Annotated in this window: 16 protein-coding genes; 9 read left to right on the top strand and 7 right to left on the bottom strand. The window is 63.0% G+C overall.

Features of this window, described 5'->3' with window-relative positions; translation table 11 throughout:
• Nucleotides 1–60: 60 nt before the first annotated feature.
• The 4 genes from V1286_RS22235 to V1286_RS22220 all read right to left on the bottom strand — a co-directional run bounded on the left by V1286_RS22235 (nucleotide 61) and on the right by V1286_RS22220 (nucleotide 3,253).
• Complete coding sequence (locus V1286_RS22235) at nucleotides 61–780, bottom strand: hypothetical protein (protein WP_334482639.1); 720 nt, start codon at nucleotides 778–780, stop codon at nucleotides 61–63.
• A 497-nt stretch (nucleotides 781–1,277) separates the two neighbouring features.
• Nucleotides 1,278–1,952: an L-2-amino-thiazoline-4-carboxylic acid hydrolase gene (locus V1286_RS22230; protein WP_334482637.1), complete on the bottom strand. Its 675-nt coding sequence runs from the start codon at nucleotides 1,950–1,952 to the stop codon at nucleotides 1,278–1,280.
• A 43-nt stretch (nucleotides 1,953–1,995) separates the two neighbouring features.
• Nucleotides 1,996–2,382, bottom strand: coding sequence for a RidA family protein (locus tag V1286_RS22225; protein ID WP_334482634.1), 387 nt, complete (start codon nucleotides 2,380–2,382; stop codon nucleotides 1,996–1,998).
• Nucleotide 2,383: 1 nt separating this feature from the next.
• The gene (locus tag V1286_RS22220; protein ID WP_334482632.1) at nucleotides 2,384–3,253 is read right to left on the bottom strand and encodes a VOC family protein; all 870 of its coding nucleotides are present in this window, start codon (nucleotides 3,251–3,253) and stop codon (nucleotides 2,384–2,386) included.
• A gap of 126 nt (nucleotides 3,254–3,379) precedes the next feature.
• Here V1286_RS22220 and V1286_RS22215 point away from each other — a divergent pair, with 126 nt between their 5' ends.
• The 5 genes from V1286_RS22215 to V1286_RS22195 all read left to right on the top strand — a co-directional run bounded on the left by V1286_RS22215 (nucleotide 3,380) and on the right by V1286_RS22195 (nucleotide 10,384).
• Complete coding sequence (locus V1286_RS22215) at nucleotides 3,380–4,006, top strand: LysR family transcriptional regulator (RefSeq protein ID WP_334489824.1); 627 nt, start codon at nucleotides 3,380–3,382, stop codon at nucleotides 4,004–4,006.
• 7 nt (nucleotides 4,007–4,013) lie between these two features.
• A complete protein-coding gene (locus tag V1286_RS22210; protein ID WP_334482630.1) occupies nucleotides 4,014–4,856 on the top strand; it encodes an aldo/keto reductase in 843 nt (280 codons plus the stop codon).
• A 192-nt stretch (nucleotides 4,857–5,048) separates the two neighbouring features.
• On the top strand, nucleotides 5,049–5,990 hold the full coding sequence (locus tag V1286_RS22205) for a DMT family transporter (RefSeq protein WP_417021273.1): 942 nt from the start codon (nucleotides 5,049–5,051) through the stop codon (nucleotides 5,988–5,990).
• A gap of 272 nt (nucleotides 5,991–6,262) precedes the next feature.
• Nucleotides 6,263–9,139 carry an autotransporter outer membrane beta-barrel domain-containing protein gene (locus V1286_RS22200; protein WP_334482626.1) on the top strand — a complete coding sequence of 959 codons (2,877 nt, stop codon included), beginning with the start codon at nucleotides 6,263–6,265 and terminating at the stop codon, nucleotides 9,137–9,139.
• A 162-nt stretch (nucleotides 9,140–9,301) separates the two neighbouring features.
• Complete coding sequence (locus tag V1286_RS22195) at nucleotides 9,302–10,384, top strand: zinc-binding dehydrogenase (protein WP_334482618.1); 1,083 nt, start codon at nucleotides 9,302–9,304, stop codon at nucleotides 10,382–10,384.
• A gap of 118 nt (nucleotides 10,385–10,502) precedes the next feature.
• Here the strand turns inward: V1286_RS22195 and V1286_RS22190 are convergent, their stop codons facing one another.
• Entirely contained in the window at nucleotides 10,503–11,654 is a 1,152-nt protein-coding gene (locus V1286_RS22190; protein WP_334482617.1) for a DJ-1/PfpI family protein, read from the bottom strand.
• A gap of 286 nt (nucleotides 11,655–11,940) precedes the next feature.
• Between V1286_RS22190 and V1286_RS22185 the strand changes: the two genes are divergently transcribed.
• A complete protein-coding gene (locus V1286_RS22185) occupies nucleotides 11,941–13,365 on the top strand; it encodes an FAD-binding protein (protein WP_334482616.1) in 1,425 nt (474 codons plus the stop codon).
• A 23-nt stretch (nucleotides 13,366–13,388) separates the two neighbouring features.
• On the opposite strand, the gene V1286_RS22180 is transcribed toward V1286_RS22185, so the two are convergent.
• Both V1286_RS22180 and V1286_RS22175 read right to left on the bottom strand, forming a co-directional pair.
• Nucleotides 13,389–14,273, bottom strand: a complete 885-nt coding sequence (locus V1286_RS22180; RefSeq protein ID WP_334482615.1) for a LysR family transcriptional regulator — start codon at nucleotides 14,271–14,273, stop codon at nucleotides 13,389–13,391.
• Between the two features lie 800 nt (nucleotides 14,274–15,073).
• Nucleotides 15,074–15,535, bottom strand: coding sequence for an Lrp/AsnC family transcriptional regulator (locus tag V1286_RS22175; RefSeq protein ID WP_334482614.1), 462 nt, complete (start codon nucleotides 15,533–15,535; stop codon nucleotides 15,074–15,076).
• Nucleotides 15,536–15,672: 137 nt separating this feature from the next.
• Between V1286_RS22175 and V1286_RS22170 the strand changes: the two genes are divergently transcribed.
• The 3 genes from V1286_RS22170 to bla all read left to right on the top strand — a co-directional run bounded on the left by V1286_RS22170 (nucleotide 15,673) and on the right by bla (nucleotide 20,866).
• Entirely contained in the window at nucleotides 15,673–18,039 is a 2,367-nt protein-coding gene (locus tag V1286_RS22170; RefSeq protein WP_334482613.1) for a transketolase, read from the top strand.
• A 363-nt stretch (nucleotides 18,040–18,402) separates the two neighbouring features.
• Complete coding sequence (locus V1286_RS22165) at nucleotides 18,403–19,833, top strand: aldehyde dehydrogenase family protein (protein ID WP_334482612.1); 1,431 nt, start codon at nucleotides 18,403–18,405, stop codon at nucleotides 19,831–19,833.
• Between the two features lie 142 nt (nucleotides 19,834–19,975).
• On the top strand, nucleotides 19,976–20,866 hold the full coding sequence (gene bla, locus V1286_RS22160) for a subclass B3 metallo-beta-lactamase (protein WP_334482611.1): 891 nt from the start codon (nucleotides 19,976–19,978) through the stop codon (nucleotides 20,864–20,866).
• The last annotated feature ends 5 nt before the right edge of the window (nucleotides 20,867–20,871 follow it).

The following is a 20,871-nucleotide window of genomic DNA, read 5'->3' as shown; positions in this document are numbered from 1 at the left end:
AATGACCCAACTCGGACATGGGGCCTAGCCTGACAACGGCTCGACATGCTTTGATGACAATCAGAACCCATGCCTGAAGCCGACTGCGACGTTGATCTTGTCGCCAAGTAATCCACTACCCGTATTTTTCCAAGCGTAACCCACATTGCCATAGACGAAGTTACCTGCGCTCCATTCATAAGTCAGGCCGGTTGCGACCTTGGGAGTGATCCACGTGTAGTCGAACGCGTCACGGTAGCGCACCTCAAACATGTTCCACGTCCATTGCGAATTGAGCTTCAGGTCGCCGGCTAGATACAAAGCATAATAATACGCATTGGCGGTGCTGCTCGTTCCGAGCCCCGTTGCACCTCCGGTATTGCCGATTGCGACAGACGGCTTCAAGGTGAATTTGTCAAAATTGAATCTGTATCCGACCGAGCCCTCAACATAATTTTGGTAAGTATTGTCGTTCTTGACCGTCACCTGAAACAAACCGCCTACAAACCAATTGTTTGCGAAGGCATGGGTGACGCCGAGTTTTGCCTCCGTGTCGGCGTAACTTCCGGCGGCGTGAGAGCTGTCCGAAAGTGCATAGAATTCCGGACTGGCTTCAATGCCAATCGTCGTCGTCCCCCAAACGCTCGCCGCGCGCGATGGATTGACAGGGGCAAGATCGCCAGCCGTGGCCGGCCGCGAGACCACGAGCGCGAATACCGCAATCCACAAGTCAGTGCGCGTCCGTATCCGGATCGAGGAGCCCTGGTATTGTTTGGTAGCCGTCATGAAGAGCACCTGCATGGTTGCCAACTCCACTCACGACAGGCAGCGCCAGCAAATAGGTCTGCACAGCATACTTAAGGTCCAGATTACAGCTCGCGCCTTGATCTGTGTCAATCTAGCGCTTTGGCTTTGTATTAGGGGATTTCCGTTGTGCATCACTTCCGCAGGAGGGGCTTCTTCCAGGAGTTCGACTCGCGGTGAGTCCTAAGCCGCTGGGTGACGTTTGCCTTAATTTATTTGCAAAAGTCTTTTTGGGATGACGAGCGAAGATTTCAGGGACGCCGACGCGCGTGTTGCACGTGACGACGTAAACCTTGCTGTGCGACCAAATTGGCCACGAACATGCCTCAGCATGGATTGAATGCTTTTGTGTCGTTTCATTAAAGGAAGGACATCCCATGCACCCGGCACATGCCCGCCTATCCTGAGAATGTGCGTTCACCGGGGTAGACCGGAAGTCGCCGTGGTCCGGCTAAGCCGACGCGAATGGCCCACAGCAGACCACCCGGCGTGTCCTACTCCTGTTCGACCCGCGAGAACCGAAAATTGCAGCGGCTCGCACCGCCAGCCAGCGTTTGTGTCCGTTCCAAGCGAATGCCACGTGTTGCATAGGCCTCGAAATCTAGCCCGCAAATGTGCGGCAGGATTTCTTTATCACCGTGGCGAGCAGCGAACTTGCAAAAGCCGCAGGCCTTGTAGTCGATGCCGAAGTCAAAGCTGTCGCCGGGGCCGGACTCGACGAAATCGTAGACGAAATCCTCCGGATATTCTTCCGCGTGACTTTTTACCGCCTGCTCGCGCAGCAAGGCTTGGTTCTCTCGAGACATGAACTGACGGCCAGAAGCGAGCCGTTCGGCTTCGGGCACGGTTAGTAGCTGCGCCTTGTAGCTCTCTCGCTCGATGTCGCCGATTACTGGCAGCGCCACGCGGTGTCGCCTGAGCACGCGGCCGATAGCCATAAAGCCCATCAAACGCATGAAGAAATCGCTCATGCGGCTGGCGGCGCCTCCGACATAAGGCATCTGGGTGAGCACAATCTCGAACTCGTCCATTACCTCCCGCCTGATCCTGTCCACGTCAGAGAGTTGCGCTCGGTCGCGCAGCATCGCTTCGGCAATGTCTAGGCGTTGGAGCATCGCAGCTTCCATTGCGCCGCGATGCGCCTCGTAAAAGGAATGAATTTCAGCCATGGGATATCCTCGCCTGATCAGCCCCTGAAGCCCGGCCCGCGTTTTATTCCGCGGCGATCGCCTCGATCTCCAGCAACCATTTTCCGTCGACGGTTTCAGCGATCATCACGGTGGACGCGGGTTCGTTTCCCCCGAGCATCTTGCGGCGAATGGCGCGGTTGGCCACGACCTGGCTTCGGTCGGTCAGGAACGTATTGACCTTGACCAAATGCTCGACGCCGAGGCCGGCGGCGGCGAGCACCTCGATGACGTTGCGCCAGGCTTGCTCGCATTGCGCTTCGAAACCTTCGGGCACGCTGCCGTCAGGTTTTTCCGGCACCTGGCCGCTGACGAACAGCAGCCGGCGATGCTGGCCAAGTTCCTGCCCCATGCTGTAGCCGCTGGAAGGCGCGTGGACGCTTGCGGGATTATGGCGGATGATGTGAGCCATGTCAGATTATCTCCTGTTGGATGAATTCCAGCGCCAGGCCATGTGACGCCGCGGGCGGAACGAGCAGCACGGCGCCGGCAACTTCGACGGCGACGCCATTGTCTTTCAATACCCGCCTGGTCGCATCCAGATCGGTGACCGCCAAACGCGCGGCGCAAAAGTGCGGCGAAGTATTGCTGGCTAAGCCCGGCAGACGGCGCGCCATTTCGGCCGGACCGAGCACGGTGATCCGATCGCCGCTTTCGCCGACCGTCAATCGCCCGGGCGCAAGCTCGGCTGCGCTTTCCGTGAAGCACTCGAAGAAACCGCGATGCTCCGCCGGCTCCGGCGCCGACATCACGACCTCGATCACGCGCAAGGCGCCGTTGGGGTGGCGCTGATAGTCGGGCTTCCAGAACAGTTCCGGCGGGTGACGCTGCTGGCAGGTGAAGAAGGCGATGGCGGGCATGGCGGGATCGGTGGCGAAGGCCAGTGAAAACTCAAGGCGAGCCGTGTCTCCGCCCGGCAGCACCGTGTCACGGCCAAAATCAAACGGCGCATAGGCGCCGATGTTGTGGGCCTTGAAGCGCGCCGCATCGGCATGGGCGTCGTCGCTGTGCAAAGCCAGCATCGACATTCCTTCCGCGGTGGCAAGAAAATCCCGGTTATGGGCGGCAAAGCTGAATCTATCAGGCGTGGCCGGCGGCACCGCCGCAGCATCGGTGACGGCCAGAAGTTCCAGAAAATTGTTCCCGAACATCGCGAGGCGATTGCTCGTTCCGAACGGATGCACGCCGGTCGGCGTGAGATTGAAACCGAGCGTTTGCCAGTCCAGCGCAGCCTGCGCCAGTTCGTGGACACAAATGACGAGATGATCGATTAGGCGTGGCATGGGATCTCCGGATTGCAGGCCGACCGTAACCGGCGGCGGCACCGCGGGGCAAAGCATAGTTGCTGCAGGTGTGCGCAAGAAAATCTATTGCAAGGCCAGCGCCTATCAGTGACAAACTGGACGGCGATGACCTACATCCTTCCCCCACTCAATGCGCTCCGCGCGTTCGAAGCCGCCGCGCGGCATCTCAGCTTCAAGCTGGCCGCGCATGAACTGCATGTGACGCCTGCCGCCGTCGGGCAGCAGGTGAAGGCGCTGGAAGCGCGCCTGGGCGTCCGCCTGTTCGAACGGCTGCATAAGCAGCTCGTCCTGACCGCGGCCGGCCAGGCCTATCTGCCGGAAATTTCCGACGGCTTTCGCCGCATCGCCGATGCGACCGCGCAATTGAAGCCGGTGGGCGCGGTGCTGCTACAGCTCGGCGTGCACGGCAGCTTCGATCTGCGCCGTCTGGAACTGGAGGCGTTTCGCGCAAGCCACGCGGAAATCGGCTTGCGGGTGCTGCAGCCCGCCGGCCTGCACGAGTTGATCGAGGGCAAGGTCGATGTGCTGATCGCGCGCGGGCTCGGCAACCATCCGGGCTACCGCTGCGACCGCGTGACCGAAGGATCCGGGCTCGGCGATTGGCTGATTGCGCCTGCCGGCACGGCGGACTGTCCCGAGATATCGAGTTTCCGCGATTGGCTGCGCGCTCTCCCGGTCGAGAATTCGCTCGCGCTGCATCGTCGTCGTGTGGTCGGCATCGTCAGAAGCTGAGGTCATCTTGAAACAGAAAAAATTCGGCATAGGCGGCCCCGACGTATCCGTGATCGGGCAGGGCACCTGGTATCTCGACCGCGGCGACCGCAAGGCGGCCGTTGCGGCGCTGCGCCGTGGCATCGACACAGGCATGACGCATATCGACACCGCCGAGATGTATGGCGACGCGGAGCTCGTGATCGCAGACGCGATCGCGGGGCTGCCACGTGAAAAACTGTTTGTGGTCTCCAAGGTGCTGCCGAGCAACGCCTCGCGGCGCGGCACCATTACCGCCTGCGAGCGTTCGCTGAAGCGGCTGAAGACCGATCATCTCGATTGCTACCTGCTGCACTGGCGCGGCTCGTATGCATTCGAGGAGACGGTGGCGGCGTTCGACGAACTGGTGAGAAGCGGAAAGATCCGCTCCTGGGGTGTCAGCAATTTCGACGAGGACGATCTCGACGAACTGCTCGATGTCGCGGGCGAGGGCAAAATCGCCTGCAACCAGGTGCTCTACCATCTGCAGGAGCGCGCCATCGAGCACGCGGTGATTCCGTGGTGCGAGCAACACGGTGTCGCCGTCGTCGCCTATTCGCCGTTCGGTCATGATGATTTTCCGTCCGCACGCAGCAAGGGCGGCGAGGTGCTGCAGGCGATCGCCGACGCGCACAAGGCGACCGCGCGTCAGGTAGCGCTGGCGTTTCTCACGCGGGCAGCTTCGGTGCTTGCAATTCCCAAAGCCTCGAGCGCGGAACACGCGGCGGAGAATGCCGCCGCCGGGGATCTGAAACTGAGCGACGCCGAGATCGCCGCACTCGACAAGGCCTTTCCGCGCGGACCCAAGCCGCGCGGCTTGCCGATGCTCTGACGGAACACCGTCCTTAACAAAGTGTTTCAATTGCCCCCTCAGCGCATATCCGCATCCTGTTTTCGGACCTAGTCGCGTCGGGCTATCTGGTGTTTTTTAAAGCCTCGCCCGAGTCGATCATTACTGCCTTTCGAGATTGCCGTGACACCGCCCCCCGCCGCAGCCGCGAGGCTGGACAGCGCTCCGTTACCTTTGCCCGAGAAGAAGAAGTCCGCCGCTCCAGCTGCGCCCGCGCGCGCCGACCGCCCGTTCAAGGGCATTGCGCTGGTGCTGGCCTCGACGATCTTTCTCGGCACCTCCGACGTGACGGCAAAGTATCTCTCGGCGACACTGCCCTCGATCGAGATCGCCTGGATCCGCTTCCTGGTGTTCGCGATGATCATGACGCCGGCGATGATGCCGGGTTCGCCATTGTTTGCGCTGCAAACCAACCGGCTCGGCCTGCATCTGATGCGCGGTGCGGCACTGCTGGGCTCGTCGCTGTTCTTCATTTCCGGCCTGCGGTTCCTGCCCATTGCGGAAGCTTCCGCCACCGGTTTCGTCGCGCCGCTGTTCGTCACGGCGCTGTCGATCATCTTTCTCGGCGAAAAGGTGGGCCTGCGCCGCTGGATCGCCACGGCAGTGGGCCTGATCGGCGTGCTCATCATCTTGCGCCCCGGCACCGGCGCGTTTCATCCCGCAGCATTCTTTCCGCTGGTCTCGGCGCTGGCGTGGGCCTGCACGCTGATCATGACGCGGATGATGAGCGGCACCGAGCGCGCCATCACCACCATGACCTATTCGTCGATCGCCGGCCTACTCATTCTCTCCGCGCTGGTCCCGTTCGTCTGGGTGACGCCGACCTGGCACGACATCGCCTTCGGCATCCTGATCGGCGTTGCCTCGACCGCGGGGCAGTGGATCGTGGTGCTGGCGTTCCGCTATGCGGATGCGTCCGTGCTGGCGCCGTTCTCCTACACGCAATTGCTGTGGGTCAGCGTGCTCGGCTTCCTGGTGTTCGGCGAAGTCCCTGACGCCTACACCATCACCGGCGCCGCCTTCATCGTCGCTAGCGGCCTCTACACCGCCCATCGCGAGCGGGTCCGGCGCTCCCAGCTTCTGGCTGTCTCGGGCGAGCCGTCGCCGAACGCCTGATATTGCCTCCGCTTATATCGCGCGCCGTGTGACAATCCAGTCATGAAAAACGTGGCGAGAGCGCCACAGTTGCGGCGGAAAACGTCCATTCTTCTGGCCAAATCAATGGATTGTCGCTGCAACCGTAATTCTACGGTGGAACCCGTGCTACCTTAAGTTCAAGACGGCGCCGCAAGAGCGCCGGGGGTAATGGGGTTCGGGCGTTGTATCTTCAATTGCTACGGTCGGTGCGAAGCCGAAATTGTCGGCATCTGGCTGCGCGGGCGGCCGGCGTGTCGGCGCTTTTCGTTGGCCTGTGCCTGTCGGCGGCGCCCGCGAATGCGGCATGCGCGCCCGATCCGGCAGCGAGCGGCCAGACCGTCACCTGTAGCGGCAACACCCCGGCGGGCTTCCAGGCCGGCGCCGGCGTCGACAACCTCACCGTCAACGCGCTGTCCGGGGCGATCGTCAGCGACGGCGGCGGTGGCGTGATCATCGGCGTCAACGACTTCAACACGGTTACCAACAGCGGCACGCTCACCGCCGGGCCATCGAGCACCGGCATCTTTGCCGGCGTGAACAACACGATCGTCAACGCCGCCTCCGGCGTCATTACCCTCGGCGACAATGGCGTCGGCATCTTCGCCGCCGGCAACAGCACCGTGACGAACGCAGGCCAAATCACGATCGGCGACGCGGCCGGACTGGTGGCCGGCATCGTTGCCATCAACGACGACAACACCGTCAGCAACCTTGCCGGTGCAACCATCACCGTCGGCCTCAACGCCGACGGCATCCTGATGCAGGGCGATCGCGCCATCGTCAACAATGCGGGCACGATCAACGTAACCGCTTTCGGTGCCGCCATCGACGTGTTCGGCGACGATGCGCTGATCACGAGCAATGGGGTGATCAACGCCGGCGACAACGCGGCCGGCATCTCCGCGCAGGGGGACGGCGCCCTGATCACCCATTTCGGCACCATCAATGGCGGCATCGCAAGCGCCGGCGTTGCCTATAACGGCTCGTCAGGCACGATCAACAACAGCGGCCGCATCCTTCTCGGCGACGATGCCGTCGGCATCATCGTGTTCGGCGATTCCAACACCATCACCAACAGCGGCACCATCACGGTCGGGAACGGCGTCGCCGTCGGCATCGACGTCAGCAGCAGTTTCGCCGGCGGCAATTCCATCATCAACACCGGCACGATTAATGTCGGCGCGGGTGGGACGGGCATCCTCGTCAGCGGCACCGGCACCGTTTTCAATTCGGGCACGATCAACGCCGCGACCGGTTCCGCGGCGATCGAGTTCTGCGGCGGCTGCGGCATCGCCAACGTGCTGACGCTGGGGCCGGGCAGCGTCATCAACGGCCTCGTGCTCGGCACCGGCATCGACACGTTCCAGCTCGGCGGCACCGGGAAGGATACCTTCAACCTCAGCCTGATCGGCGCCGGCCGGCAATATGACGGCTTCACGACCTTCAACAAGATCGACAGCTCGAACTGGACCGTCACCGGCACCGGCACGCAGGACTGGAACGTCCTTGGCGGCACGCTCTCGGTCAACGGCACCATCAACGGCCTCGTCACCGTCAATGCCGGCGGCACGCTCGGCGGCACCGGCACGATCAACAATGTTTTCGTCAATGGCGGTGTGCTCGCGCCGGGCAATTCGATCGGCACCCTCAATGTGGCCGGCAGCCTGACATTCTCGGCGGCGTCGAGCTACATGGTCGAGATCTCGGGCACTAGCAGCGATCTGACCCTCGTCACCGGCGTGGCGACCCTTGGCGGCGCTTCCGTCGTGGTCGTTCCGAGCGGCACGGTGGCGAAGCAGTACACGATCCTGACAGCGGGGAGTGTGCCCGACACGTTCAACCCGGTGGTTACTGGCGTTTCGTCCAACCTGAATCCGACGCTGAGCTACGACGCCAACAACGTCTATCTGAATTTCGCGCTGGATTACGGCGGCGGCCTCAACGTCAACCAGCAGAACGTCGCCAATGCGCTGACCAATTTCTTCAATGCCACCTTCGGCATTCCTGCCGGCTTCGCGTCGCTCTCGCCGGCCGGCCTGACGCAGGTCTCCGGCGAACTGGCGACCGGATCGCAGCAGGGCACTTTCGACGCGATGAACCTGTTCCTGTCGCTCATGACCGACCCGTTCGTGGCGGGCCGCAGTGACGGCTTCGGTGGCAATGCAGGCGCGATCCCGTTCGCCGAAGAGAGCGCGCTCGGCTATGCCGTGAAGAAGCCGCGCGCGGCGCGCGATGCCTTCGGCAAATTCCCGACCAAAGCGGATGTCGCACGCAACGACCTGTTCGATCAGCGCTGGAGCGTCTGGGGCGCAGCCTTCGGCGGCGGCAGCAACACGTCAGGCAATGCCGCGCTGGGATCGAACGACGCGACCGCGCGCGTGTTCGGTTTTGCTGTTGGCGCCGACTATCGCCTCTCGCGCGATACGTTGGCCGGTTTTGCGCTCGCCGGCGGCGGCACCAATTTCAGCGTCAGTGGTTTCGGCTCCGGCCGCTCGGACCTGTTCCAGGCCGGCGCCTTCATCCGCCACAACATCGGCGCGGCTTACATCACCGCCGCGGCGGCCTATGGCTGGCAGGACGTGACGACCGAGCGCACGGTCACGGTGGCCGGGTTCGAGCGCCTGCGTGCCCAGTTCAATGCCAACGCGTATTCCGGCCGCATCGAGGGCGGCTACCGTTATCTGACGCCGTGGATGGGCATCACGCCCTATGCCGCTGGCCAGTTCACCACCAACAGCCTGCCGGCCTATGCCGAGCAGGTGCTGGCGGGCGCCGGCACCTTTGCGCTGAACTATGCCGCCAAGGACGTCACGGCCTCGCGCACCGAACTCGGCGTGCGCACCGACAAATCCTTTGCCGTACCGAACGGCATCCTGACCCTGCGCGGCCGCGCCGCCTGGGCGCATGATTTCAACACCGACCGCAACGTCACGGCCTTGTTCCAGACGCTGCCGGGCGCTGCCTTCGTCGTCAACGGCGCGGCGCAGGCGCATGACTCGGCGCTGGTCACGGCGGCTGCCGAGATGAAATGGCTGAGCGGCTGGTCGGCGGCGGCCATCTTCGAAGGCCAGTTCTCCAACGTCACCAATTCTTACGCCGGCAAGGGTGTTGTACGTTACGCGTGGTGATCCCCCACAGCGTTTTCGAGCGAAAGCCTGCCCCGCACTTGATGCGGGGTGACCCCGGTTCGCGAAGAAAACGCGTCAAAACAAAAATCTAGAGCTTTGGTTCTGATGCAATCAGAACCGAAAATGCTCTAGGGTGAAAGAAAATCACCGGGAGGATCTTTCGTGCGCGCAGCCATTTTCCGCAACGGGGAAATTGTCGTCGACGAGATGCCTGAGCCCAAACCGGGGCCCGGCATGGTGCTGGTGAAGTCGCTGGCCTGCGGCATCTGCGGCTCCGACCTGCACGCGCGCAAGCACGCGCACCGCATGGTGGAACTGGCAAAACACTTTCCCGGCCGCAAGCCGATGGACCTTTCACGTGACGTCGTGTTCGGCCATGAATTCTGCTGCGAGGTGCTCGACTATGGTCCGGGCACGACGCAGAAGTTCAAGCCCGGCACCAAAGTCTGTTCGCTGCCGGCGCTTTTGACCACGGAAGGCCCACAGGGCATCGGTTATTCCAACGACAATGTCGGCGCCTATGCCGAGCGCATGCTGCTCAGCGAAGCCTTGCTGCTCGAAGTCCCGAACGGCCTCGCCGCCGAGCATGCCGCGCTGACCGAGCCGCTCGCGGTCGGCGTGCACGCGGTGGCAAAAGCCAATATCAAAGGCGGCGAGGTGCCGCTGGTGATCGGCTGCGGCCCGGTCGGGCTTGCGGTCATCGCGGCGCTGAAGATCAGGGGATTGCACCCGATCGTCGCCGCCGACTATTCGCCGGCCCGCCGCGCGCTCGCTGAAAAGCTCGGCGCCGACGTGGTCGTCGACCCTGCGCGCACGCAACCTTATGCGACGTGGGCCGAGCACGCCCAGATGTCGCCGGAAGAAAAGGCCGCGCGCCCGCCGCTGCAGGCGTTGCTGCCGGCGCTGAAGCCCGCGCTGATTTTCGAATGCGTCGGCGTTCCCGGCCTGATCCAGCAAGTGTTCGAAGGCGCGCCGCGCGACGCGCGCATCGTCGTGGTCGGCGTCTGCATGGAAACCGACCGCTCCGAGCCGATGCTCGGCATCCTCAAGGAGCTCAACGTTCAGTACGTGCTGGGCTACACGCCGGAGGAGTTCGCCTATTCCCTGCGCCTGATCGCGGAAGGGCAGGTCGATGCGGCCTCGATGGTGACCGCCAGCGTCGGCATCGACGGCGTCGCCAAGGCGTTCGCCGATCTCGCCAACCCGGAGGCGCACACCAAGATCATCGTCGAGCCGTGGCGGTGAATATCGTTGGAGTAGCGTAGGGTGGGCAAAGCGAAGCGTGCCCACCATTCAGCCTGCGAACCAGAGAGATGGTGGGCACGCTGACGCTTTGCCCACCCTACGGGCCACGGGCCGGCCCTCACTGCGTCGCCCGGTGCCTTGGGTACTCTAGCTGCATCGCGACGAAATCGGTGGTGCGCGTTCCGTAGCGGGCGGTAATTTCCTGCAGCGCGTTGTCCAGCGCTTCCGCTGGTTTCCTATCGCCAACAGACGGCAGCAGCCGCTCCGCTGGCCAACTCGTCGCGACCTCATCGGGCAGGATACGAATGCCGTTGCGGCTTTGTTGGGCGCCGGCTGCGCGTGCGAACGTCACCGCCTGCGAGCGATAGGTGCGCGACCACGCGTCCGCAACGAGCGCCAGCGACACTTCGTCTACGCCTTCCTTGAGTTCGATGCCGAACCGCTCGTGCGCCCAGAACGCGGCCGTGTTGCCGATCGCCGTCAGCGCGAACGGACGCGTGAAGCGAAACTCGTCGCTTTCATGCCGTGCGTCCCAGTCGGCGAGGCCGATATCGCGACCGACAGCGCGCGCCTTGTCGCGGCCGGCAATGGCCTCGATCAGCGCCAGCGACATCGGCATCGACGCCGTGATGCCGGTCGTCGTCGCCACGCCGTCATCGACCACCAGCCGCCGGTCTTCGACATAGCGCATCGTGGGATGCTTGCCGCGCAATTCCTTGACGGAATACCAGTGGGTGGTCGCCCGCTTGCCATGCAGCAGTCCGGCGTCGCCGACCACCTTGGCGCCGACGCAGACGCCGATGATGATCGCCCTTTTGGCCGACTGATTCCTGATCCATTGCAGCGCCTCGGGATCGTCGTCGCGGCTCATGGCGGGAACGATGACATAGTCGGCGCCGTCGGGATGCCGCGCATCGAACGTCGCTATGGTCGCCTGCGGTTCGATCTTCAACGCCGGAAACAGCGTCATCGGGCCGGGGCGGGTTGACAGCGTTACGACGTCGGCGACGTCGGCGCGCTTGAGGATGCCGTAGGGCATCAGGTAATCAGTAGTTTCGGTGGCGTCGTTGATGCCGATGATAGCGATCAGCGGGCGCTGCCGCTTCGGCGGCTTCAGCGCCAGGACCGTCGCGTCACGCTCGTCTTGCGCGATCGCCGGCGGGGCTGCGACGGAAGGCGCCGTCGGCAGCGAGAAAATCCAGGCTCCGCCGATCACGGCGGCAAGTGCGATTGCGCCTATCGCGCTCCACAATACACGTCGCGAATTCATGGTTTGCTGGCTCGCGTCTCACTCATTTCAATCGACTCCAATTCTACTGCCGCGATGATCTGTCTGAAATGACGTAAATCCGGCGAAAACGGCCATGCATCGCGGAACTGCGGCGACGGGTTCCACGACGCCAGACTTGTTCACGCTCACCATGAATGGCAACCGGGACAGGCGGGATCCTCCCGGTTTGCGGGAATGTCCATCCGGCGCGAAGGCGATTGTCTGATGCCGCGCGACGCCACAGCTTTGCGGGCAAGCATCACGGCCTCTGGACAAGGAGGGTTTCATGCCATCGGACAGACGTATGTTTTTGAGCGCAGGCCTGGGCGTCACAGCCGCGCTCGCCAGCGGGCTCACGACATCGGCGCAAGCGGTCGATCGTCCGCAGCTTTCCGGCAATGTCAGCCTTGACCCGGAGGTTCGCGCCGCAGCGGCCCATGATTTCGGCCGCCTCATTCACCGGCAACCACGCGGCGTACTCAGGCCCGCATCGGGTGCCGACATTGCGGGCCTGATGCGCTGGGCCAAGGGCGAGGGCGTCAAGGTGGCGGCACGCGGGCAGGGCCATTCGATCTACGGCCGCGCGCTGGTCAGCGATGGCATCGTGGTCGATATGGGCGCGATGAACTCGATCCGCGATATCAAGGCCGATCGCGTCGTGGTCGATGCCGGAGCGTCGTGGAAAGATCTGCTGGATGCGACATTGGCGCAGGGGCTTACGCCGCCGGTGCTGACCAACTATCTCGGCCTCTCGGTCGGCGGAACGATCGCGGTAGGCGGCATCGGCGCGGCGTCATCCAGGCATGGCATGCAAACCGACAACGTCATCGCGCTGGACGTCGTGACGGGCGACGGGAATGAGGTGAGCTGCTCGGCGGCCAAAAATCCCGATCTCTTTGACTCCGTCCGCGCCGGCCTCGGCCAATGTGGCATCGTCACACGGGCGACGCTGCGCCTGGTCCGCGCGCCCGAGCGTATCAGGCGCTTTCAGCTCTTCTACCGCGATTTCCCGTCGCTGGCAGCGGACCAGCGGCGCGTCCTGTCGGAAGGGCGCTTCGACCAGTTGCAGGGGGCGGTTCTTCCCGATGGAAGCGGCGGTTGGCGGTATCAACTCGATGGCGCGGTAGCTTATCGGAGCGGTTCGGCGTCCGACGACGGGGCCGTGCTTTCCGGATTGTCCGATGAGCGCGGCGCCGCCGTCATCGCCGACCTGACCTATCACGAGGATGCGCTAGCGTTTGGAAAGTTCGAAGATCTGCTGCGGTCGAAAGGCCAGTGGTCCAACCCGCAGCCCTGGCTGTTGACGTTCCTGCGCGGTAGCAATGCCGAACGGGTCGCCGGCGACATCCTGGCGAGCTTAAAGGGCGACGCGGTCGGTCCGTTCGGGCGGATAACCTTTTACCCCTTGCTCACGCGGGCGTTTCACACGCCGCTGGTTCGCTTGCCGGAGGAAGACATCGTCTTTGTCTTCAATCTCATTCGCATCCCGCCATCGAACGATGCGGCGGCGGCGGAGCGGATGGTCGTGGAAAATCGCACGCTGTTCGATCGCATTCGAGAAGCCGGCGGCGTTCAGTATCCGGTTAGCGCCTTTGCCATGTCGCCTTTCGACTGGGAGATTCACTTTGGATCTGGCTGGCCAAAGCTTCGCGAGGCCAAGCAGCGCCATGATCCCGGCCATCTGCTGGCGCCTGGCTATAATGTATTCTGACGCGCGGGCGTTTTTGCGGGGTCCTAAAGCAGATCGGTCTTCAGGCTGCTCGCCAGAAAATCCACGAACCGACGGACGCGTTCCAGCGGCGCCCGCGTCGGCGGCCAGACGAGCTGGATCGGCATGCCCTCGGTTTCAAATTCCGGTAGCACGATTGCAAGCGCACCCTGCGCGACGAGATCGCTGATCTGCCATAGCGGTAGCAGCGCAAGGCCGGTGCCTTCGCTCGCCGCCGCGCGGATCGAAGCGGCGCTGTTCGAACGAAAGCGACCGTGCACCTTGACCGACTGGAGCTCGCCGTCGATGCGAAATGGCCATTTGTCGATTACGTCAGTGGCGGCCCGCAGGATGCAGGCGTGCTGTTCGAGATCGTTTGGGTGCTTCGGCCGGCCGTGTTGGGCGAAATAGGATGGCGCGCCAACGATAACGACGCGCAGTGAATGCAATCGACGCGCAATCAGGGATTCATCCATGGAGTTACCGATGCGCACGGCAATATCGAGGCCGTCGGCAACGAGATCGGCCTGCTCGTCGGAGGCCCGGAGTTCGACATCCACATTGGGATAGAGATTTAGAAAACGGCTGACGATCGGCGCCACATAGGATGACGCAAACAGGATGGGCGCACCGACTTTCAACGGGCCGGAAATTTCGCCGCGCAGATTGGCCGCCTCGGCCCGCGCTTCGATGATCTCTGCAACCGCCGGCTTGATGCGCTCATAGAACACCCGCCCGGCCTCGGTCGGTTCCGATCGCCGCGTGGTGCGTTTCACGAGTTCGACGCCGAGGGCGCGCTCCAGCGTCATCAGCGACCGGTTGAGGGACTGCAACGGGCGTCGAAGATGCCGTGAGGCCGCCGCCTGGCTGCCCTTCTCGATGACAGCAAGGAAGGCTTCGAGGTCGTCCAACCGTTCCAATTCGATATACCGCGTCTGATATACCGCCCCTCGGGATGGTGGATCGAGCAAGCAGCAATTGCAAGGTCCCACGATTGCTGCGAACTGATTTGCTTTGCAAGCAAGCACTACTTCGTGCAGCGGTCTGCGACAAACTGGCACGACGGGCAAATCAGTCAAAACCTGTCCAGCCCTCTTTGCAAAAATATTCCGCTTTCGTTCTCACCCAAATCACTCGCATAACTCCGCCCGTCTCACGGCAGATGAGGGGCGCTCGCGATCGTCACGAACGTGCAGTGAGATGCGATGGACGCAGAAGGCGCGCTAGACGTACGCGCCGAAAGCGTACGGCGAAGTCGTGTGGTTCGGGCGCCGCGGTGCTGGCGCTAAGTTGGCGGTTGCGCATCGATCCTATTGGATCGAGCGCGGTGTCCCGCCGGCGATGGTGGCAAGAAAGCCGTTCACCAGGAAGAGCACGAAGTAAGCCGTAAAGCCATTGCGCAGGGAAGGCCGGAATGCTCCCGCTGCCCTGTATGCTCGTGTGCAGTTTTGTTTGTGCAAATCGCACGCGAGACCGCGGGTGCAGCAAGCACCCGGTCTTCCCTGCGCCCTCTGACAAAGAGGGCAGGAAGTCGACAGCAAACCTCGGGCGCCATGCGCCGCGAGATCGCGAAACTGTATCACGTCATTGCGAGCCAACGGGTCGGCGCGAAGCGCCGCCCGATGACAGGCTCCGCGAAGCAATCCATGCGTCCGTTATGCCGTGAAATGGATTGCTTCGCTTCGCTCGCAGTGGCGTGGAGAGTGTCGTGTCACACCGGCAGCGCGATCGAATACTTCACCTGGCTCAGCGCAAAGCTCGACTCGATCGAGGCAATACCATCCAGCCGTGTCAGCTTGTTTTTCAGAAATGCTTCATAGGAGGAGAGATCGGCGGCGACGACGCGCAGGAGATAGTCGCGGTTGCCGGTCATCAGGTAGCATTCCAGCACCTCGTCCCATTTCGAAATCGCTTTCGCAAACCGGTTGAGGTCCTCTTCCTTCTGCCGCGCCAGCTTGATCGAGATGAAGACGCTGACATGGAGCCCCAACGACTTCTGGTCGACGGTCGCGATGTAGCGCGTGATGACGCCGCGCTCTTCCAGAAGCTTGACCCGGCGATGGCAGGGCGACACGGACAGGCCGACCTTGTCGGCCAGTTCCTGCATGGTCATTCGGCTGTCGGATTGCAGCAGGCCGAGAATCTTGCGGTCGATGACGTCGAGAGGGGGCATTGGGATGAACTCATGGCTTGGAGGGAGTTTGTGGGAAATTATCCCAATATTGGGCGGTATGTCGCAGGAAATTGAGAAATTTGGCACCTCGCCGCCCGCTAAAATCGGCGCATACTGATCCTGTCCGGAGCATGGCTATGCCCATCGAGCCCGCACGCCTCGAACTGTTGTCCGCGCTGGCGGCCAAGGTCCTCTGGCTGTCGTCGTGGATGATCCATCACGCCAATCACGTCAGGCCGAATGTCGATGGTCTGAAGGTCGGCGGCCATCAGGCCTCGTCCGCCTCGCTCGCCAATATCATGTCGGCGCTGTATTTCTCGGTGCTCCGTCCGCAGGACCGCGTCGCGGTGAAGCCGCATGCGAGCCCGGTGTTCCACGCCATCCAGTATCTGTTCGGCCATCAGGCCCGCGAGAAGCTGGAGAATTTCCGCGGCTACAAGGGCGCGCAATCCTATCCCTCGCGCACCAAGGATGCCGACGACGTCGATTTCTCCACCGGCTCGGTCGGTCTCGGCGTCGCGCAAACCCTGTTCTCCTCGCTGGTGCAGGACTACATCACCGCGCATGGCTGGATGAAGGACCGGCCCGAGGGACGGATGATCGCGCTCGTCGGCGATGCCGAGATGGACGAGGGCAACATTTTTGAGGCGCTGCTGGAGGGCTGGAAGCACGGCCTGCGCAACACCTGGTGGGTGGTGGATTACAACCGCCAGAGCCTCGATGCCGTCGTGCGCGAAGGGCTGTGGGCGAAGTTCGAGAGCATGTTCCGAAATTTCGGCTGGGAGGTCGTGATCGTGAAATACGGCCGCCTGATGCAGGCGGCATTCGCCGAACCCGGCGGCGAAGCTTTGCGGCGCTGGATCGATAATTGCCCGAACCAGATGTATGCGGCGCTGTGCTTCCAGGGTGGCGCAGCCTTCCGCAAGCATCTGCAGGACGACATCGGCGATCAGGGGCAAGTATCGCAACTGATCGATCGTCGCAGCGACGACGAACTGCTGGCATTGATGTCCAATCTCGGCGGCCACGACATGGCCAGCATGATCGAGGCCTTTGAAGCCATCGATCACGACCGGCCCGTCTGCTTCATCGCCTACACCATCAAGGGTGTCGGCCTGCCGATGCAGGGCCACAAGGACAATCATGCGGGCCTGATGACGGTCGCGCAGATGGAGAAGTGGCGCGCCGCGCAGAACATCCGTCCCGGCCATGAATGGGACAGGTTCGAAGGCCTGTCGCAGCTGCCGGCCGAGCTCGAAGCATTTTTGGCGGCAGCGCCCTTCAACCAGGAAGGCCGCCGCCGTCTCACTGCGCCCGTGATCGACGTTCCGCAACAGCTCACCTTCAAGCCGGCGGCGCAGATGTCGACCCAACAGGGCTTTGGGCTGGTGCTCAACGAGCTCGCGCGCGGCGACAGCGAACTCGCCGCGCGGATCGTCACCGCGTCGCCCGATGTCACCGTCTCGACCAATCTCGGCGCCTGGGTCAACCGCCGCGGCCTGTTTGCCAAGGCCGAAAACCACGATCTGTTCCGGCAGGAGAAAATCCCGTCGACCTTCAACTGGGATTATTCGCCCAGGGGGCAGCATCTGGAACTCGGCATTGCCGAGATGAACCTGTTCATCATGCTCTCGGCGCTTGGGTTGTCGCACGCGATCAATGGCGAACGGCTGCTGCCGGTCGGCACGCTGTACGATCCCTTCATCGAGCGCGGCCTCGATGCGCTGAACTACGCCTGCTACCAGGACGCCCGCTTCATGGTGGTGGCGACGCCGTCCGGCATCACACTGGCGCCGGAGGGCGGTGCGCATCAGTCGATCGCCACGCCGCTGATCGGCATGGCGCAGGATGGGCTGGCCTCGTTCGAACCGGCCTTTGTCGATGAACTTGCCGTGATCATGGGATGGGGTTTTCGCCACATGCAGCGCGAAGCCGGCGAGGGCGGTTCCGTGTACTTGCGGCTATCGACCCGCACGCTGGACCAGCCGCAGCGCATCATGGCGCCGGAGCTGCAAAGCGACATCACCGAGGGCGCCTACTGGCTGCGCGAGCCGGGCCCGAACTGCGACATCGTGATCGCTTATTCCGGCGCGGTGGCGCCGGAGGCGATCGAGGCGGTGGGCTTCATCGGCGAAAGCCACCGCGATGTCGGTTTACTGGCGATAACCTCGGCCGACCGGCTGCATGCCGGATGGTCCGCCGCGCGGAATTTGCGGCGCGACCGCCGTGGCATCCAGTATCTCAGCCATGTCGAAAAGCTGCTGGCGCCGTTGCCGCGCGATTGCGGCATCGTGACCGTGATCGACGGCCATCCAGCCGCGCTCGGCTGGCTCGGCAGCGTGCGCGGCCACCGCCTCGAGGCCCTCGGCGTCGAGCAGTTCGGCCAGACCGGTACAATTCGCGACCTCTACCGCCACTACGGCATCGACGCCAACGCCATCATCGATGCAGCGGAAAGCCTGACCGTCGGCGCGCCGGTGCGGCACCGCAAGATGGCGGTGTGATCTTGTTTACCCGCCCCTGGAGGGGGCGGGTCGACGAACATCTTGCGAAGCGAGATGTTCGTCGGGGTGGGGTGACGGTCTCTCCACGTCCAACAGTGCCCGCGCGGAGAGACCGTCACCCCACTTCGGTTCGCATTGCATGCGAACCGATCCACGAGCGAGCTTCGCTCGTCTCGGACCCCTTCAGGGGAGGATACGAAGAACGCCGCACCTTGCCACCGTCGCGCCGGTGATCTTATATCCAGCGCCTGCCGCATCGCGGCACCCCGCATATGGCGGGTTCAACTGCCCTGGCTTTCGTGCAAGGATGCCTGCCGAATGCTACCGTTCCCCCTCCATTGCTCCGAGATAAAGAGGTTTCCGATGGTCAATCGCATGCAATTCTACATCGATGGCGCCTGGGTCGATCCGGCCGTCAAGAAGTCCACGCCCGTCGTCAATCCGGCGACCGAAGAAGCGATGTACGAAGTTGCGCTCGGCTCCAAGGCCGACCTCGACAAGGCCGTGGCCGCCGCCAAACGCGCCTTCGTGACCTATTCGCAGACCAGCCGCGAGGAGCGCATCGCGCTGTTCGAGAAGATCATCGAGATCTACAAGACCCGCATGAAGGACATCGGCGCCGCCGTGTCCGACGAGATGGGTGCGCCGCTGCCGATGGCCGAACGCCTGCAGGCCGGTGCCGGACTTGGCCACATCGCCTCCACGCTCGAAGTGCTCAAGAACTATCATTTCGAGGAAAACGTCGGCACTGCCGTCGTGGTGCGTGAGCCGATCGGCGTCATCGGCATGATCACGCCGTGGAACTGGCCGCTCAACCAGATCGCCTGCAAGGTCGCGCCCGCACTCGCCGCCGGCTGCACCATGATCCTCAAGCCCTCGGAATTCACGCCGACCTCGGCGTTGATCTTCGCCGAAATCCTGCATGAAGCGGGCGTGCCGAAGGGCGTGTTCAATCTGCTCAACGGTCTCGGGCCCGAAGTCGGCGCCGCGATGGCCGAGCATCCTGATATCGACATGATCTCGTTCACCGGCTCGACCCGCGCCGGCGTCGACGTCGCCAAGCGCGCGGCGCCGACGGTGAAGCGCGTCAGCCAGGAACTGGGCGGCAAGTCGCCGAACGTCATCCTCGAAGGCGCCGACCTCACCAAGGCCGTCACCGGCGGCGTGATGCACATGTTCAACAACTCCGGACAGTCGTGCAACGCGCCGTCGCGGATGATCGTGCCGCTGTCGAAGATGAAGGAAGTGGCCGCAATCGCCAAGGGCGTCGCCGACAAGACCAAGGCGGGCGATCCGCGCGCCGAAGGCACCACCATCGGCCCGGTCGTGTCGCGCATCCAGTGGGACAAGATCCAGGCGCTGATCAAGAAGGGCATCGATGAAGGCGCGACCCTCGTCGCCGGCGGTCCCGGTCTCCCCGAAGGCGTCAACAAGGGCTTCTATGTGCGCCCGACCATATTCGCCGACGTCACCAACGACATGACGATTGCCCGCGAAGAAATCTTCGGACCCGTGTTGACCATCATCGGCGCCAAGGATGAAGCCGATGCGGTGAAGATCGCCAATGACACGCCCTATGGTCTCGCCGGTTACGTCTCCGGCGATACGGTGGAAAGCGCGCGCCGCGTGGCCCGCCAGATCCGCGCCGGCAACATCAACCTGCAGGGCGTGCCGAACGACCGCACCGCGCCGTTCGGCGGCTACAAGCAGTCCGGCAACGGCCGCGAGTGGGGCAAGTACGGCCTTGAGGAATATCTCGAGGTGAAGGCGGTCGCCGGCTACAACGCGGCGTAAATTGATGCGGCGCTCGCGCCGATCGTGAAAGATGCCGGCTGCCAAAAAGCGGCCGGCATTTTTTTGACCAGAATCATCGTCAGGCTAAGACACGTCGATGCCGACACGGCGACGATGCAACAAGAAAAGACGGAGGATGCCCGTGAAGAAAATCGTCGTTGCGCTCGTCGCGCTGCTGCCGCTTGCCGGGACAGTGCAGGCCCAGACCGTCAAGGATCTGCTTGAGACGCTCAAGGTAAAGTGGAACACACCAACCGAGCCGTTCAAGATGATCGGCAACGTCTATTATGTCGGAACCGACGGCCTGGCGTCCTACCTGATCACGTCGCCGCAGGGCCATATCCTGGTGGATACGGTGATGCCGGAGGCAACGTCGCAGATCAAGGCGAACATCGAGAAACTGGGCTTCAAGATCACCGACATCAAATACCTCGTCAACACCCATGCGCATATCGATCACACCGGCGGCCTTGCCGAATTGAAGCAGGCCAGCGGCGCCCAGATGGTCGCGGGCGAAGCCGACAAGCCGTTGCTCGAAGGCGGCTACTATCCGGGCGCGCAGGAAGATACGGCGCTCAATTTTCCGCCGGTGAAGGTGGATCGCATGGTGCGCGAAGGCGATAAGGTCAAGATAGGTGACGTCACGCTGACCGCCCGCGAAACCCCCGGTCATTCGCCGGGCTGCACGAGCTGGGAATTCTCCGTCGGGGATGGCGACGCAACGCGATCCGTCCTCATTTTCTGCAGCGGCACCGTGGCGCTGAACCGCCTCGTCCCCAACCCGACCTATTCCGGGATCGTCGCCGACTACCGGAAGACGTTTGCACGGGCGAAGGACATGAAGGTGGATGTGCTGCTCGCGCCGCATCCGGAAATGTACAGGATGCAGGACAAGCGTGCCCTGATCTCGGATGGCGCGCCCAATCCATTCGTCAATCCCGGCGAGTTCAACGCCTATGCCGCGACGCTGGAGAAGGCGTTTGAAGACGCGCTCGCCAAGCAGACCGCCGACGCACAGGAAAAGAAGGGGTGAGGCGG

Source organism: Bradyrhizobium algeriense (assembly GCF_036924595.1).
In the GTDB taxonomy this organism is placed as follows: domain Bacteria; phylum Pseudomonadota; class Alphaproteobacteria; order Rhizobiales; family Xanthobacteraceae; genus Bradyrhizobium; species Bradyrhizobium algeriense.
Note: the sequence above shows the minus strand (reverse complement) of the source record. Positions and strands in the feature narration are given on the sequence as shown.